Here is a 16018-nt window from a genome sequence, read left to right on the forward strand (position 1 = left end):
ATATGAAAACATCAAAAAAAACGATTGCGCTTGCCTTGCCATTAATGCTGGCTGCATTCTCATGTTCAAAAAACAACAACGATAATAACCCAACCAATAACACACTGCAAGCCGAAGTGCTGGCAAACATTTCTAACAACGTTTGTACTGCATCATACGAAGATATGTATGCTAAAACACAAACTTTATTAGCCTCGGTACAAACTTTAAACACCACTACCACCGATGCCAACCTTGCCACAGCACGCGCTAACTGGAAAGCAGTACGTGTTACCTGGGAGCAATCTGAAGCCTGGCTATTTGGCCCGGTTGAAGCTGACAACATCGACCCACGTATTGATACCTGGCCTATTGACTTTAATGCTTTTAATAATGCCCTTACCGGCACCGACGAACTGAACGATGCTTTTATTAACAAGCTTGATGATGCGGCTAAAGGTTTCCACCCTATTGAGTTTTTATTGTGGGGACAAAACGGCAATAAAACTGCAGCGCAGTTCACCACGCGCGAGAAACAATTTTTAGTGGCGCTTACTCAAAACCTAACTGCGCTTACAAAAGATGTAAGAGATACCTGGACAAATGGCTACAACAAACAGTTAGCTACCGCAGGCAGCGGCTCAACCGAGTTTAGCACCCAAACTTTAGCATTTGTACAAATTGCTGATGGCATGGCCGGCATTTGTGACGAGGTAGCTAACGGCAAAATGAAAGAACCTTTTGATGCACAAGACCCGGGCAAAGAAGAAAGCCCTTTTGCTAAAAACTCAACTATTGATTTTACCAATAACATACAAGGTATTTTGGCTATTTACCAGGGCCGTTTTGCTACTGATGGTAAAGGCATTGAGGATATTGTTCGTGCCAACAACCTATCATTAGATACGGAGATAAAAAGCAAACATGCTGCTGCCATTGCTGCACTGCAGGCTATTGATAAACCTTTTGGCGAAGCTATACTTACCGAGCAATCAAAAGTGCAAAACGCTATGACCAAGGTTAACGATCTTGCCGAAACTATTGATGGTAAACTGAAACCTTACCTACAGCAATACACCAAATAATTATCCCTGCGAAGAGGGAGACCGATTTTTAGACATGAGAAAAACAACGCTCGCTGTACTTTCTATTTTTGTTGTAGTAATGCTGCTGCAATTTGCCTGCCGCAAGGTTGATAGCCTTACCCCTGTTGATAACCCCGACAGTGAATGGCTAAGCGGCGGCAGCCAAACGGCTTTTGACCAGGGCAGTGGTGCTTTTTCTCATGCTTTTTCATCTTTACCTGCAAACCTTGAGCGCATCCACGAAATTGGCGATGCACAGTTCAATGCTACGTTTGTGTCGGCACCGGCGCCATTGAATCCGGGTTTGGGGCCTATATTCAATAATGTTTCCTGCGGATCATGTCACGTGTCTGACGGGCGTGGTAAAGTACCCGGACTGGGCGAGTCGGCAGCAAATATGCTGTTCAGGCTCAGTATCCCCGGCGAGGGTGAACATGGCAACCCAGTGCCGGTTCCGGGTTATGGCGATCAACTGCAAACCCGTGCGTTATTCGGTAAACAGCGCGAGGGCGATGTAACCATCACCTATACCGAAACCGGCTATAAGTTTGCTGATGGTACAAGCTACAGCCTAAGGGCACCAACTTATACGTTTAACAGCCTGTACATGACCATGCCGGGCAATGTTTTGCTATCACCACGTGTAGCAGCCCCTGTTTTTGGGTTAGGTTTGTTAGAAGCGATAGATGAAAATACCATCCTTACCAATGCCGACCCTGATGATAAAGACGGCGACGGCATTAGCGGCAAGGCCAACATTGTTTGGGATGTGTACAGCCAGAAGAAAGTATTGGGCCGTTTTGGTTGGAAGGCCAATCAGCCTAACTTATTACAACAGGTTGCAGCAGCATACAACGGCGACATTGGTATCACCACCTTCCTGTTCCCTAAAGAGAGCAGCGAGGGACAAACCCAGTTTGATAGCGCCCCTAACAGCAAAGGCTATGAGTTAAGCGATAGTCTTTTATACAGCACGCATTTTTATGTGCGCACGCTTGCCGTACCTGTACGTCGCAACGTAACAGATAGTAAGGTGGTTGAGGGTAAGGCTTTGTTCACTTCGGCCGGATGTATCAAATGCCATAAGGCAGATATGCGCACCGGTGTTGATGTAACGCTGCCACAGGTGAGCAATCAGCTTATACACCCTTACACTGACCTTTTGCTGCATGACATGGGTACCGGCCTGGCAGATAACCGCCCCGATTTTTTAGCCGGCGGCACCGAGTGGCGCACCGCTCCGCTTTGGGGCATAGGGCTTACTCAAAAAGTAAACGGCCATACCAACTTTTTGCATGATGGGCGCGCCCGTAACTTAATGGAAGCCATAATGTGGCATGGCGGCGAGGCTTTATCGGCAAAGAACAAAGTGAACAACATGTCTCAGAAACAGCGGGATGCGCTTATCTCATTTGTTGAATCATTATAACTTTCCTAAAAGTTTTACGTAGAAACAGCCCGGAGCATTGCCTCGGGCTGTTTTGTTTGATAACCAGTTTTGTACATTATCTTTGCACCGCCCTAAAACACTGATAATATTGATTTTACAATTACCCTTAATGAAACATATTGCAAAAGCCGCATTTTTGCTGGCTGTTATGGTAGCATTCTCTGCCTGCCAAAAAACTATCGAATACAAACAGCATCAAACCGCGCTGTCTGACTTTACCTTCCCGGCCAAAACTTATGGCGATGCCGATTTTGAGATAACGCCACCAACATCAAACAGCCCCGAGCCATTCACATATACCAGTAGCAACAGCAATGTGGCTATAGTATTTGGTTCTATTATCAAAATAAAGGGTGCCGGCATAACTACTATTACGGCTACTCAAAAGGCATCAGACCAGTTTACGCAAATGGCTATTTCCGGCGATTTTAAGGTAAGTGCGGTTAAAACAACTTTAAGCAATTTTCCTGCTATCAATAAATTAACAACCGATGCAGATTTTACCTTAACTGCCCCTAAAAGTATCAGCAAAGGTGCATTTACCTACACCATAGCCGACCCCACCATTGCAACCATTAAAGGCGATAAGGTAACCATTAAAAAGGCCGGCATAACAACTATAAAAGCAGAACAAGCTGCAAGTGGTAATTATGCTGCCGGTGCTATAGAAGCCACGCTTACTGTTGAGGCCCCTCCTGCCGCCCCCGGCACCATGGTAGATGTTGACGGCAACGTTTATAAAACTATAAAAATAGGTAACCAAACCTGGATGATGGAGAACCTGAAAGTAACCCATTACAGAGACGGATCTGCCATTCCAAAAATTGAAGACAGCGGAGCATGGCGCCTTACTAATGACGGTGCTTATTGCAGCTATGACAACAGTACCACAAATGCAAAAACATACGGCTTGCTTTACAACTGGTTTGCTGTAACAGATGCCAAAAAACTGGCCCCTAAAGGCTGGCACATACCTACACAGGCCGAGTGGCAAGCCCTTTACAATTACATTGGCGGCACACGTGAAGACGGCGAAAAACTGAAAGAAACCGGTACCACGCACTGGGTAGATGGTTTAAGAGGCTCAAATACCACAGGCTTTACCGGCCTTGGCGGCGGCGGGCTTGTATTTAGCAGCACGGGGGTATTTGACAGTAAAGGCTTTGACGCATACTGGTGGACGGCAACCTCAAAAGATGCTACAAACTCCGTTTATGTAGACCTTTACGTTAAAGGATATTTCGAGTTCCAGACAGGTTATATACGATATGGCCTTTCGGTAAGGTGTATTAAAGACTAAACAAGAAGAGCGACCTTATTCAGGTCGCTCTTCTTGTTTAGTTGATATCGGTGATCTGCTCTGTAACGTTCCAGCCGTAAAGTTGTAGCTGCAGTTTATCTTTTACCCCTTGCGGATAATCAATAGTTACTTTCCTGGTTTCGCCCGGCATAATAGATAGATAATTATCGCTTGCAAAAGCAGGTAATACGCGTTGTTTAGTTGTTGTGCTGATCAAAGCCAGTCTATTAAAGAACGCAACGGGCGCATTGGCGGCGTTGCTAATTGTTACTTCAACTTTGCCTGCTGCTGTTTGCTTTGCGGAAACATTCAGCCTGGCTCTTTTCATTTCCTTTAAGCCTGAGTATTCCCCATCGGTATTGGGCAGCCAATAAAAATTAGTGCTTTGCACCTGTTTATTCTCGTTTAATAATTGCAGGTTCAGGAATACGCCGTCTTTTTTGCGCAGGGCATCAACAGCCCGCTTAACAGATTGTATTCTTTGGTACGAAGATGCACCTATCGAAATAAATGCCTGGCTCAGCAGAGAGTCTTTACCTGCCATATCATACGTTTTTATCACCAGCATCAGGTTGTTGGCGTTGCGGAAGCCATTGTTAATAGTAGTTATGTTACCATCAACCGGATTGTAGGCTATGTGTAAAGGTTCTGAGCCGCTCCTTAATCCATACAAACAGGCATTTGCATCCAGGTAGTAATCGTACATCTGCCCGCGTAGTGCTGTCCATGGGTTTTGGGTTTTCCAGATGATAGAACCGGTATACCACTCCCACATGTGCGCGCTGAAGCCTTCCATAAGGGCGCGGTACTGGTCATAGTTCACCAGTTGGGCTTTCATGGCAAAGTCACGTGCATTCTCCGGTTCGCCGTAAGGTTTCAGGAAATCCTGGTAACCTATGTATTTATGATAATCCCACACAGAATCAACCGTTTCTTTCTTACCATCAAAAGTCGGAACTTTCAAATTGGCCGCCGGGATAAAACGCAGCAGCGATTCATAATCGCCCACCCCTACCGAACCAACTTCCGAATTGAAGGGATAGGTTTTGTGCTGCCAAAAGGTATTGATATCCTGTATACCATAAGGGCCGTCGCCGTTGCCACCCTCGGTATTGTACGACATTTGGCTGGAGTTGGAGTAATCGATAAACCATCGTGTGCCATCAAGTTTTGGCATCAGCACATCGCGCAGTTGGGTAAGGATATCATCGGGCGGGGCTATCTCGTTACCACCACACCATATAGCCAGCGATGGATGGTTGCGCACCATTTTGATCTGGTCTGCCGCCGATTCCAACCAAAGCGAATGGTCGTCAGGATATTTACGACGTGTCCACTGGTCGTCCTTCTTAGCGGGGTCCGTCCAGCGGCCATTAGCATCGCCCGACATCCAGAAATCCTGGAAAACCAGCATCCCATATTTATCGCAGGCGGCATAAAACTCCGGTCGCTCAATCATGGCACCACCCCAGATCCTTATTAAGTTCAGGTTCATGTCGCGGTGGTAGCGTACCTCAGCATCGTAACGCGCATCGGTAAAGCGCAGCATGGCGTCAGAAATGATCCAGTTACCGCCTTTTATAAATATCTTTTGCCCGTTAACTGCTATCTGGCGGCTGTGAGTCAGCTCGTTCCATTTGGTATCTATCTGGCGGATGCCTACCTGCACATTGCGCTTGTCTGATACTGCTTTACCACCTATGATAAACTCAAAATCAGACGGATATAAATATTGCTCACCATAACCGTTTGGCCACCAAAGTTTGGGGTTGTTAACCGTAAGCGCAGGCAAGGCCACCTCAGTGGTACTGTTTGCCGCCAGCGTAACAGCTTTAGTTATCACCTGCCCGTTAATGCAGTATTTCAACATCCCTTGTATAGGTTTTAAGGATGTATTCTGCAGCTCGGCAGTGGTTTTAATGATGGCAGCATCCTGCTTTTCTCCTGGCAAACGCACACCCGGCACCAGCGTAACTACATGCGGTTCGTTGATACGCACGGCTCCGGTTTCCTGAATAGTCACCTTGTCCCAGATACCGGTATTGCGGTCGGCGATGGGTTGTATCCAGTCCCAGCCGGCGGTGTATTGCATACCCACGTTGCGGGCAATGGTGCCATCGCCGCCCTGGCCACCGTTTGGTTTGCCCGCCACCGGTGCAGGATGAACTAAAATGGCCAGTCTGTTGTTGCCGTCAGCTCTTAAATATGAGGTGATATTATGTGATTGGCGAAGGAACATCCCATCGCATGCACTCGCCTTTAGTTTTTGCCCGTTGATGTAGATCTCGCAATTGTAATTTACGCCACGCAGGTTAAGGAACACGGCCCTGCCTGCCGCAGGCTTTTTATAATTGAGGTCTTTTACAAACCAGTAAGTGTAATAAGCATTGCCTTTATCATAAATATCCGGGATCTGCCTGCTATTCATCCCGAAAAAGGGATCAGGCATCTTATGGTTGTTCACCAGAGTGGTTAGTACGGTACCCGGCACGGTGGCAGGCATCCAATTGTTGAGATCGTAGCCTGATGTACTTATCTGGCTGCCTGTTGCCTTTACTTCTTCGGCCTTGCTGCATCGCCAGCCGCTGTTTAACTCTGTCTCGCTTTGCGCCCTCAATAAAAACGGAACAAATAACAATACGAATAATAAACGGCAGGCCTTGTTTTTCATAGCAGATCAGTTTTTCGGCCCTAAGATACATGTGAAGGGGTTTTATTTGCAATGAAGGGATGATAAAAGGGCTATGTAAAAGCAATATTACAGGGCAGCTACAGAGTTGCAGACAAGAAGGCCTCATCCGGCGTAAGCACAATGATCTCTTCATCTCCCTGCACGGCGATCTGTTTTGTATGGCGATTGAATGCAATTGCCGGATAATTATCAGAATTGCCCGTCATAGGCGAACTTTCCAGACTGCCCTTTACACCGGTATCCTCGTCAACAACCTCTCCTGTTTGCACATTTATTATTTTGGGGTACTTGTACATATCCCACACGTAACGGCTACTTATAGCGAAGATGTTTCCAAACTCAGATCTTACTTTTACCGGTTCTGATAGCTTATCTGTTTTCAGGTCCCAAACGGCAATATGTTTAGCAGGAAACCAATTATCCTCTTCGTCCTGAACTTCATCAGATGAGCCGACAACTATTGTGCTGTTATCTATAAAAGAGGCCGTGCAATACTCACCGAAAGGTTTGGGTTCAAGCTGAGGATTATCAAGCATTAACGGATTCCTTAAACAGGCTTCAATATCAAACATCACGGTGCGATATATCGGATGCCAAACCCAACCTTTATCGAGCAGGTACTTCCCGCCGGCGCTAACTTCGAGCCTCGAGTGGAAAAAGTCGTCAGGATTCCTGCCGGAGATATTCGTAACCAGTTCTCCTGTTTCTGCATCTTCAAAATCGAGCTGATTATAGGCAACAGGGCAATGGATGAGATAGGTTCTCGCGCCGATAGTTACAAAGGCTGCCGGATACTCGTATGCGTCTGAGCAATAGTATGGCCTGTTGATCTCTCTTAATAATTTCCCGTTTTTAAGTAACAGCTCTTTTGTGCCGAGCCTTTTATAAACGAAAGCATATTCGCCATTGGCTGAGCATATTGCCCGGTCACCAAAATCTGGCGTATATCCAAAATTGGTTCTCTCGCCCTTTAAATTGTAAGCCGCCCCGGATGCCCAATCAACAATCTTATTATCGTGCCAGCAAATGGTTTTTAAGAAACCGGCGAATATTTTGTCTTTCTTCATTTATCAGATAAAGTTCAGGTTCAGTTAAGACTAATATATCTCATTTATTAAAATTATCTACATTTATCGCACAACCAACCAATTACGTACCGTGAAAAAGACTTTAGCCATATTTCTCCTGCTGATATCATCCTCGTTAAGTATTTATGCCCAGGCCCGCAAAACAGGTGATACCATTTTACTGGCCGACCCAACCATATTTGCCGAAAAAGGTGTCTATTACCTGTACGGAACGGGCAGTAAAGACGGATTTTGGGTGTACCGCTCAACCGACCTGAAGAACTGGACAGGCCCCGCAGGCAAACGTGGCGGCCATGCCTTATTAAAGGGCGACAGCTATGGCACCAAAGGCTTTTGGGCTCCGCAGATCTTTAGATACAACAACAAATATGTAATGGCCTACACTGCCGACGAGCATATTGCTATTGCGGAAAGCGATAGCCCGCTGGGGCCATTTGTGCAGAAGAATAAGGTAGCAGTATCCGGCCCGGGCAAGCAGATTGATCCTTTTGTGTTTAAGGACACTGATGGCAAACTGTACCTGTACCACGTACGCCTGCAAAACGGCAACCGCATTTTTGTGGCCCGCATCAATCCAAAAACATGGGATATTGACGAAAGTACCGCCAAAGAATGCCTGCATGCCGAACTGCCCTGGGAGAATACCGAAAACGCACCATGGCCGGTATCAGAAGGGCCAACGGTAATGAAACGCGGCAGTTTATACTATCTTTTCTACTCGGCTAATGATTTTCATAATATCGATTATGCTGTGGGGTATGCTACAGCTGCCTCGCCTTTAGGGCCATGGAAAAAGGCTGAGGACAGCCCAATCATCAGCCGTAAAAATACCGGCGCAAACGGCACCGGCCATGGTGATTTCTTTAAAGATGCCCAAGGGAACTTGCATTATGTTTTGCATACCCATAACACCAACAGCAAAGTAGATCCGCGTAAAACTGCCATTGTATCGGTTAAATTTGTGGGTGGCAAACCTGTGGTTGACAGCAAGAGCTTCCGCTTTTTACAAGTGAAATAATCTGAGAAATAAAAAGAGCTTAGCAGCATTAGCCGCCAAGCTCCGGTCACAATTTATAGATACTGAAATTTAAAGGCGTTTTAGTCGAAAATGAAGTTTGGCGTAAACTTCTGTTTAAAGCTAAGCGTATCAGAAACAGCCCCCGGGTTATCAACAGGTGTGCGGATGATTTTCGCCTCGATCAACCATACGGCCTGGTCGGCGCGGGCTTTTGGTGTGGTGTTGATGCCTTTAACGTAACCATCGGTAATCACCATTGGGATGCTGAAGCATGTAGGGCAGCCGCTTTCAATAGCTACTTTACCGTTAAGCAAGTCTGTTTTGTTCAGCTCAAATTTATCGCCCTGCATTGGGGTTTTGAGGTAAGCCCTTGTAGTTACACCGGCAGTTGCCCTGTGGTACCAAAACAAACGGTAGTCGCCGGGAATGAAATTAGTTTGCGCGCCCAGGTCAGCATGCTCGGTAAACAGGTACTGGCAGTTGCCGCCAATGGGGCACGAGGTGAGGTTTTTATCCTCAATAAAAGGTTTTTCGGTATTGTTTTTTTTACAGGCAGTAACAAGTAATAAAGCGGCAAGCGCCATTACCAAAGGATAAGGTTTTCTTTTCATGGATTTTTGTTTGTGCTTAGTTTATTACCATTACGCAAGTGTAACACGCTATGCAACAAAACCCTGCATTAAGCTTTTGTTAAGAAATTAAGCATACCAACTCTTTGTGTAAAATCAGCCAGGTTTATCATCGAATACTATATTTGGCAAATGAACGGAGCAATGCCTGCCTATTTCGGGTTGCAGTACAAACGGTTGTTAAGATCAATTAAGGATTTTGGCATGAATCCTTACCTTGGGATGGTATTGGCTGCCTTGCTGTTTTTCTGGCTTTCTAAAACCCTGTTTAGCCGTATTGCTTATTTTCAATACTATTATGCCGCCGCCGCGCTGTTCATGGTGCTGCAGTTGAGTGAGACCCGACGCAACGACTTTCTTAAGAACATTTATACCAAAACCAACTACGCCCGCCTGCGCTTATTGGAGAACCTGCTGCTGGTTTTTCCTTTTGTGATTTTCCTGGTGGTACGCGGCTTTTATATTTGTGCTACGGGCGCAATTACGGGCAGTTTAATTTGTTCTTTTTACAACAAGTTTAGCAGGTCGGCCTTTGTTATTCCCTCGCCTTTTTCAAAACAGCCGTTTGAATTTACCACCGGTTTCAGGAAATATTATCCCGCTTTCATTGTGATATATGCTGTCACCGCGATCGCTGTGGTTGTGGGTAACTTTTACCTGGGTGCGTTTTTGGATCTGCTCTGCTGGCTGGTTTGCATGAATTTTTATTCAACCACCGAACCATCATATTATGTTTGGATACATGCGCAATCGCCAAAAGAATTTCTTACCGGAAAGATAAAAACAGCTTTGCGGTATAGTTTTATCAGTAGTTTGCCTTTGGCCATTGTACTTTGTGCCTGCTTCCCGGCAAAGGCCTGGGTAGTGGCAGTAATATGTTTTTGCGGATTACTGTATATGACTGCCGGCGTGCTTTTAAAATATACCGGCTACCCTAAGCAAATTTCCCTGCCCGCTACTATAATAGCGGGTATCGGTATTATTATCCCGCCGTTATTATTATTCGTTATCCCGTTTTTTTATAACCGTGCTATACAAAAATTAACTTCTACACTTAAATGATCAATATCCAATCGCTTTCAAAATATTACGGCAGGCATAAAGTACTGAGCGACATCGACCTCGTTTTTAATAAGGGCGAAGTTTATGGTATTGTTGGAGAAAATGGCGCCGGCAAAACAACCCTGTTTAAATGTATTGCGGGGTTAGAAGATTTTGAAGGCACCATCAGTTATGACGGCAGCACCCTGAAAAATGTAACCGGCTACCTGCCTACAGAATTGTTCTTTTTCTCAAAGATGACCGGCCAAGAGTATCTGCAACTACTGAGCAACGCCCGAAACCTTACCAATACCGACTTTAAAAGCAGCAACATATTCGACCTGCCGCTTAGCGAATACGCCGAAAACTATTCTACCGGTATGAAGAAGAAGCTGGCTTTAACCGGCCTGCTGATCCAAAAGAATGAGGTATTTATTTTAGATGAGCCTTTCAACGGGGTGGATATCCACAGCAATCTTATTATCAAAGAAATCATCGCTAAGCTGAAACAACTCGGTAAGATCGTTATCATGTCGTCGCATATATTTTCAACGCTGAATGATTCATGCGATCATTTGCATTACTTAAAAAACGGCCACATCAAAGCCAGCGTAGCCAAAGGCGGTTTTGAACAGATAGAAGAAGAAATGAAAGGCGAAAGCGTTGGCAGCCGCCTTATTGATCTGTTAAATTTAGATTGAAGCAGCACTCCCCTTAACACGGGAACCACCACTCCATATAATAAAGTTTGCCCTCTTTAATAAATATGTCTATACGCCCATCGGAGATATTGTTCTTGTCCTCGCGCAGCGTTACTACCTGCAGTTTGCCTTCGCCATGTACATTTAGTACACCTATGTTCTTCACCGCAATTGGGAAGAGCTTCTGAAGAGCGGCAAGCGTAGTTTTGCCATTGAGCACCTCTCCGCGATAAGTAATAAAATCGCCATGAGTAAAGCTGATGCGTTCTATCCCAACTTTACCCTTGCTGGTTTCGTAGACTGATCCGTTTTTATAAAAATATCTGGCCTGTGGGTCTACCTTGCCTTCAGGTTCTTCAAAAATGGTAGTACAGGGTTCCAGGTCGCTTAGTAAGCGGGTGCTATCCGGCTTGCCTAATACGGTCTCAAATTGTGCTGTAGTGAAATAGCGTTTCAGTTTGCCGTTGAGGCGTATCTCATTGGCGTCCATTACCTCGTTAAGCGTATCGGCTTTGGGCGCCTGGCTTATCTCGGCGCTGGTATCCGCTTCAGGTGATGGCGATGCCGCAGGTACTACAGCTAAAGTGTCCGTTACTGAATCAGCTTTGGGTTTATCGGCACTACCGCCGCAGGATGCTAACAGTAAAAGCGTAGCAATGCACGCTATGGGCATAAAAGAATAGATTATTTTCATAGATGCGAGTAGATAGATCTGATCAAAAACGAGAGGGATTTTTTGATCTCGGCACGGCCGGCCTCGTCGTTTACATCGATGCCGCAAAAAGTGGTGCCGTTGTACTTAGAAAAAAGATCGAGGTAATAGGTACCCGAAATAATAACTGCCATTGCCGCACGAAACTGCGCCGAGCGCTCGCCGAAATGCGGATCGGTAATGCCTTGCAATAGCAATTCGCCGTTGGCTTCCTGGGCTTCTATCAGCTTTTTAAGCGCGCCGCGTTCTTCACTCAGGCTCCATAGCAGTATCTTTTGAAAGGCCTCATCCCGGTACACATAATCAAACTGCGAAAGCACCATTTCTTCAACAAATGCGGCCCCGCCATTGTTGATAGGAACAGAGGCCTGTTCGCCTTTAACATTGCTCCAGAAATCCTTTAGTTTAATGTATTCGTCTATTAGCTGATCGCGCCCGCCAAAGTAGTTATAGATCAGTTTTTTATCGAGGCCTGCAACTTTTGCTATATCGTTAACTTTAAGCGCAGCAAAACCTTTGGTGGTAAGTATTTCTCCCACCGCAGCCAGGAATTTCTGCCTGGTTTGCTCCCTGTTCCTTACAGCGCCCGTAGTTTCTTCCTTTTCCATTTATCAGTAGTGGCCGTAGCCCAAACGCTGCAAAAGTAGCATTATTGCAGCGTGCAAACACTGCAGCTCTACAGCTAAAATTAAACAAAGAATAAAAAAATAAAAAAGTTTGTCACCATTTGGTGACTATTTTGTTATAACCCTGTGAGCGGGAGCTGAAGCGGCAGATAATCAGTCAATTTGCTAAAACCTTAAACCATGACTAAAACAGCAATTATCAGCAAAAACCCACTGCATTATGTGTATGCATTAATATGGCTTTCGTTATTCACAGCAATGGCCGTTTACATTTTTACGGGCAAAGCCTTTTTGCCCGATGCCAATAATAAAATAAGCGTGGTAGCCATCCTTATAGCATGGGTTGCAGAGTACCTTACCCAAACCGGTACCGGCATACTCGTTTTATTGATAGGCCTTTTTGTGGCTTATAAAACCATCACCGTAAACCAAAAACAATCATAATATGCAAGTAACTTATTTAATACTGGCTTTTACCAGTTTGTACCTGGGTGGTACTTATTTATACTACAGGCATGCCCGTAAAAAAGGTAACGAGTTTAGGTACAAACCGCTCTTTTTGCTGGCGGTAGGCTTATTATTTCTTTTATCACTATACGGCAGCGTTATGCAAAAGCCCTATAACGAGATATTGCCTTTTATAAGATAACTTTTTAGATGCTTTTGGCCCCTGTGGCCAAAAGCAAACCTTAACCTTATGAAGAACAAATTAAGATTAGCCATTGTAAGCCTTGTCATCCAGTTTTTATACGAGGTGGTGATGCGCAGGTATCCCGAATTATTTTTTACCGGCGATGGCTTTGCCGCAGGTGGCAGGATGGTGCTATCTGTATTGAGTCCGCTGAGTACGTTGGGGTTGCTGCCTTTTTTTATCGGTCTTTATAAAAGCAAAAGTTTTGTTGCGATGATGGATGAGGATGAAAAATCATCTACCCGAAATCCTAAAGACGACAGCTGGCTAAAACATCTATTGATAAGGATAGGGGTAGTTTTTGCCATCATCGCGATATTATTTGCAGCATCAACGTTAGATAGTGGTATGGGCAGCGCGTTCCTGGTGGTATATGGCATAGCTTATACGTTGGGCATCGGCTCCATTTTGCTCATCATCGAGGCTGTTGTGCTTTTCGTCAGAAAATCCCCCTATAAAGCATCGTGCAATATTTTCCTGATCGTTATTGCTTTGACGTTTTTATCATCAATGATGTAACACATCGTTAAACCAAACCTTATGAGTTACGATATCCGCCTGCACACCATCCAGACCCGGAACCTGGAAGAAAGTTCTGATAACGAAGATTTTTTTGATGGCGACGATAACCTGCACCCGTTTACCGATAAACAATTTAATTCGCTTAAGAAGAGCATGGCCGGTTACGGTTATGAGATAGTTACAGAACAACCGCAGCAAATAGAATATCGCCATCCCGATTATAACATCACAGCTTTGCTTACACAGCATGCCTTGTACTTTAACTCGGGCTTTGACCAGGATTCGATATTTGAAGCCGGCATGGCAGCATCAGAACTAACCGACACCGGCGAGTTTGCCAAATACGACCCGCAGGCTGATGGCTGGGAAGATGTTTGAGAAAAAGAAAGCCCCACATTGCTATAGGGCTTTCTTTTAAAATCGGAAATTATTCTGCCGCGTATGCTCCTGCAAATCGCTTAGCAAAATCTTCCAGCTTAAGTAATCCTTTGCTAGCAGGTGCGTGTTTCCAGTAATCTTCCTGCATGGTGCCGTTGGCCAGTACATGGCCCATATCGCGGTACAAACCGGCAAAGCTTTCGTTTATGCCTGCCTGCAATAATCCCTGGTAAGCATCCTCATCAGAGAAAGTAACCCATTGCAGATCAGGCTTGCCGATGGCTGCGCCTAATATAGTTGCAATTTCAGTTGGCTGGCGCTCATCGTTTGAGATGTAGGTGATGGTTGCATCCTCAGTAAACGGAGCTAACAATTGCGCTGTGGCTACTTCGGCAATATGATCTGTATCAACCAAAACCAGCTTCTCTTCGGTATTACCAAAGTTGTTGCCGATGATACCTGCATGTTTAATTAAACCTACCATGCTGTACAGGTTATTAAAGAAGTAAGAAGGGCGAAGAATTTTCACCTTTAAACCTTCAACGGCAGTAAGCATTTCTTCCAGGTAACCCAGCGCATCAATAGGGCCTGCGCCTTTGCGCAGGTGCGCACCAATGCTGCTTAGCAATACAATATTCTTAACACCTGCGGTTTGGATGGCAGCTACATAATTATCGGCCACTACGCGCTGAAATTTGGCGTAATCGGCAATGCTGAAATCATTCGGCACCATCAGGTAAACTGCATCGGCACCTTTAAAAGTATCACTTAAGAAACCAACATCCTTTACCGAACCGATGGCGGCTGTCGCGCCCAAGTCTTCTATTGCTTGTTGTTTATTTGTATTGCTGCTGATAACGGTAACCTGGTTACCGGCTTTGATTAAGTTTTGGGTAACCGGCAAGCTGATGTTGCCTAACGACCCGGTGATAACGTATTTCATATTTTGATTTTTGATACACCAAAGGTATATTTGCACTTACTTTTTTACAAGTACTTACCCCAAAGTATGTATGACAGCAATTAAAGAAAACTCAACCTATAACGCCAACCGCGAGATAGTTTTAAACGAATGTCCTGTTACTTATGTGATGAGTAAAATTGGGGGCCACTGGAAACCTATTATTCTGTATCACCTGCTAAGCGGCAGCAAACGCTACAGCGAAATAAAAAAGGCCATGCCCCACATTACCGAGAAAATGCTCATACAGCATTTGAAGCAATTAGAGGCCGATAAACTCCTTATCCGCGAAGCGAAACCCGTGGTGCCACCCTATGTAACCTATACGCTTACAGAAAGCGGCAAGGGCTTACAAACCGTTATCAGCGCTATGGCTGATTGGGCGTTTAAGGATATGGGGAAAGTGAGAATATAATCACAAATACAAACCTACCATCTTGCGCCAACTCCTCGGGGTGTGCGCGTAACCGTTCCAGGTGTAAAATTGGTGGTGCATGCCTTTCCAGCCTAATATCTCGCTAAACTCGTAGTTATCCTGAATAAAGGGGTCGTTCTCACCGATGGCTAAGAGAATATCTAACCCGCGTATCTGCTGCAACTGCTGCTCATCATGCATGTTGGCCATATACTGCCGGGGCATATTAAAATAAATATCCTGGCTGTGGTAGCCATTAAACAGATCGTAGAAGTATTTTACAGAGCGGGTAAGATCATAGCGCCCGCTCATGCAGATAAGTTTATTGAACAGATGGGGATGCTTGAGGGCGATGTTAGCAGCATGATAAGCCCCAAGACTACATCCGGCAACGCCGAAATCACCGTCGGCATTTTTTGTGCGCATCAGCGGCAGCACCTCATTTAAAATATATTCTTCGTATTGTATGTGGCGGTTTATCTTATCCTGCGGGTGCGCCCAGGTGTTGTAGAGGCTTTCGCCATCAATACTATCCACACAAAAAAGCTGCAGGTAACCGTTATTTATTTTATCGGCGAGGGCGGCCACAATGCCCCAGTTCTCGTAATCGAAAAAGCGGCCCAGCCGCGGCGGAAAAAATAACACCACCCGGCCCGAGTGGCCGAAAACAAGTAACTCCATATCCCGGCCCAAACGCTCGCTGTACCACCGGTGATATTCTCTATGCATC

18 protein-coding genes are annotated in these 16018 nt (G+C 45.3%); 11 read left to right on the top strand and 7 right to left on the bottom strand.

The features are described 5' to 3' along the window. The first annotated feature begins 2 nt into the window (after window positions 1-2). From D0C36_RS08015 to D0C36_RS08025, 3 genes are all read left to right on the top strand, one after another. A complete protein-coding gene (locus D0C36_RS08015; RefSeq protein WP_117391019.1) occupies window positions 3-1064 on the top strand; it encodes an imelysin family protein in 1062 nt (353 codons plus the stop codon). Between the two features lie 34 nt (window positions 1065-1098). Then, on the top strand, window positions 1099-2493 hold the full coding sequence (locus D0C36_RS08020; protein ID WP_117391020.1) for a di-heme oxidoreductase family protein: 1395 nt from the start codon (window positions 1099-1101) through the stop codon (window positions 2491-2493). A gap of 130 nt (window positions 2494-2623) precedes the next feature. Then, complete coding sequence (locus tag D0C36_RS08025) at window positions 2624-3814, top strand: fibrobacter succinogenes major paralogous domain-containing protein (RefSeq protein ID WP_117391021.1); 1191 nt, start codon at window positions 2624-2626, stop codon at window positions 3812-3814. A 37-nt stretch (window positions 3815-3851) separates the two neighbouring features. On the opposite strand, the gene D0C36_RS08030 is transcribed toward D0C36_RS08025, so the two are convergent. Both D0C36_RS08030 and D0C36_RS08035 read right to left on the bottom strand, forming a co-directional pair. Further along, entirely contained in the window at window positions 3852-6485 is a 2634-nt protein-coding gene (locus tag D0C36_RS08030; protein ID WP_117391022.1) for a glycoside hydrolase family 2 protein, read from the bottom strand. A gap of 98 nt (window positions 6486-6583) precedes the next feature. Further along, on the bottom strand, window positions 6584-7573 hold the full coding sequence (locus D0C36_RS08035; RefSeq protein WP_117391023.1) for a hypothetical protein: 990 nt from the start codon (window positions 7571-7573) through the stop codon (window positions 6584-6586). 91 nt (window positions 7574-7664) lie between these two features. Here D0C36_RS08035 and D0C36_RS08040 point away from each other — a divergent pair, with 91 nt between their 5' ends. Then, window positions 7665-8612, top strand: coding sequence for a glycoside hydrolase family 43 protein (locus D0C36_RS08040; protein ID WP_233524448.1), 948 nt, complete (start codon window positions 7665-7667; stop codon window positions 8610-8612). Between the two features lie 80 nt (window positions 8613-8692). Here D0C36_RS08040 and D0C36_RS08045 read toward each other — a convergent pair whose 3' ends face one another. Continuing rightward, complete coding sequence (locus tag D0C36_RS08045) at window positions 8693-9223, bottom strand: hypothetical protein (protein WP_117391025.1); 531 nt, start codon at window positions 9221-9223, stop codon at window positions 8693-8695. A 150-nt stretch (window positions 9224-9373) separates the two neighbouring features. On the opposite strand from D0C36_RS08045, the gene D0C36_RS08050 reads away from it, so the two are divergent. Together D0C36_RS08050 and D0C36_RS08055 are read left to right on the top strand one after the other, a co-directional pair. Then, window positions 9374-10303, top strand: coding sequence for a hypothetical protein (locus tag D0C36_RS08050; RefSeq protein ID WP_117391026.1), 930 nt, complete (start codon window positions 9374-9376; stop codon window positions 10301-10303). Next, window positions 10300-10983, top strand: coding sequence for an ABC transporter ATP-binding protein (locus D0C36_RS08055; protein WP_117391027.1), 684 nt, complete (start codon window positions 10300-10302; stop codon window positions 10981-10983). The genes D0C36_RS08050 and D0C36_RS08055 overlap by 4 nt, the downstream gene beginning before the upstream one ends. 13 nt (window positions 10984-10996) lie before the next feature. On the opposite strand, the gene D0C36_RS08060 is transcribed toward D0C36_RS08055, so the two are convergent. Together D0C36_RS08060 and D0C36_RS08065 are read right to left on the bottom strand one after the other, a co-directional pair. Next, the gene (locus D0C36_RS08060) at window positions 10997-11677 is read right to left on the bottom strand and encodes a hypothetical protein (RefSeq protein WP_117391028.1); all 681 of its coding nucleotides are present in this window, start codon (window positions 11675-11677) and stop codon (window positions 10997-10999) included. Then, window positions 11674-12303 carry a TetR/AcrR family transcriptional regulator gene (locus tag D0C36_RS08065; protein ID WP_117391029.1) on the bottom strand — a complete coding sequence of 210 codons (630 nt, stop codon included), beginning with the start codon at window positions 12301-12303 and terminating at the stop codon, window positions 11674-11676. The genes D0C36_RS08060 and D0C36_RS08065 overlap by 4 nt, the downstream gene beginning before the upstream one ends. A gap of 198 nt (window positions 12304-12501) precedes the next feature. Between D0C36_RS08065 and D0C36_RS08070 the strand changes: the two genes are divergently transcribed. Genes D0C36_RS08070 through D0C36_RS08085 form a run of 4 tightly spaced genes read left to right on the top strand, consistent with a single transcriptional unit; the run spans window position 12502 to window position 13912 of the window. Then, complete coding sequence (locus D0C36_RS08070) at window positions 12502-12765, top strand: hypothetical protein (protein ID WP_117391030.1); 264 nt, start codon at window positions 12502-12504, stop codon at window positions 12763-12765. A gap of 1 nt (window position 12766) precedes the next feature. Continuing rightward, window positions 12767-12970, top strand: coding sequence for a hypothetical protein (locus D0C36_RS08075; protein ID WP_117391031.1), 204 nt, complete (start codon window positions 12767-12769; stop codon window positions 12968-12970). 48 nt (window positions 12971-13018) lie between these two features. Beyond that, entirely contained in the window at window positions 13019-13531 is a 513-nt protein-coding gene (locus tag D0C36_RS08080) for a hypothetical protein (protein WP_117391032.1), read from the top strand. 21 nt (window positions 13532-13552) lie between these two features. Continuing rightward, complete coding sequence (locus tag D0C36_RS08085) at window positions 13553-13912, top strand: hypothetical protein (protein WP_117391033.1); 360 nt, start codon at window positions 13553-13555, stop codon at window positions 13910-13912. Between the two features lie 49 nt (window positions 13913-13961). Here D0C36_RS08085 and D0C36_RS08090 read toward each other — a convergent pair whose 3' ends face one another. Next, window positions 13962-14855 (bottom strand): SDR family oxidoreductase, encoded by an 894-nt coding sequence (locus D0C36_RS08090; RefSeq protein ID WP_117391034.1) that lies wholly within the window; start codon window positions 14853-14855, stop codon window positions 13962-13964. 70 nt (window positions 14856-14925) lie between these two features. Between D0C36_RS08090 and D0C36_RS08095 the strand changes: the two genes are divergently transcribed. After that, entirely contained in the window at window positions 14926-15288 is a 363-nt protein-coding gene (locus D0C36_RS08095; RefSeq protein WP_117391035.1) for a winged helix-turn-helix transcriptional regulator, read from the top strand. Here D0C36_RS08095 and D0C36_RS08100 read toward each other — a convergent pair whose 3' ends face one another. Further along, window positions 15289-16017 (bottom strand): esterase family protein, encoded by a 729-nt coding sequence (locus tag D0C36_RS08100; protein ID WP_117391036.1) that lies wholly within the window; start codon window positions 16015-16017, stop codon window positions 15289-15291. Between the last annotated feature and the right edge of the window lies 1 nt (window position 16018).

The sequence above is a fragment of the Mucilaginibacter conchicola genome, assembly GCF_003432115.1.
GTDB lineage: Bacteria > Bacteroidota > Bacteroidia > Sphingobacteriales > Sphingobacteriaceae > Mucilaginibacter > Mucilaginibacter conchicola.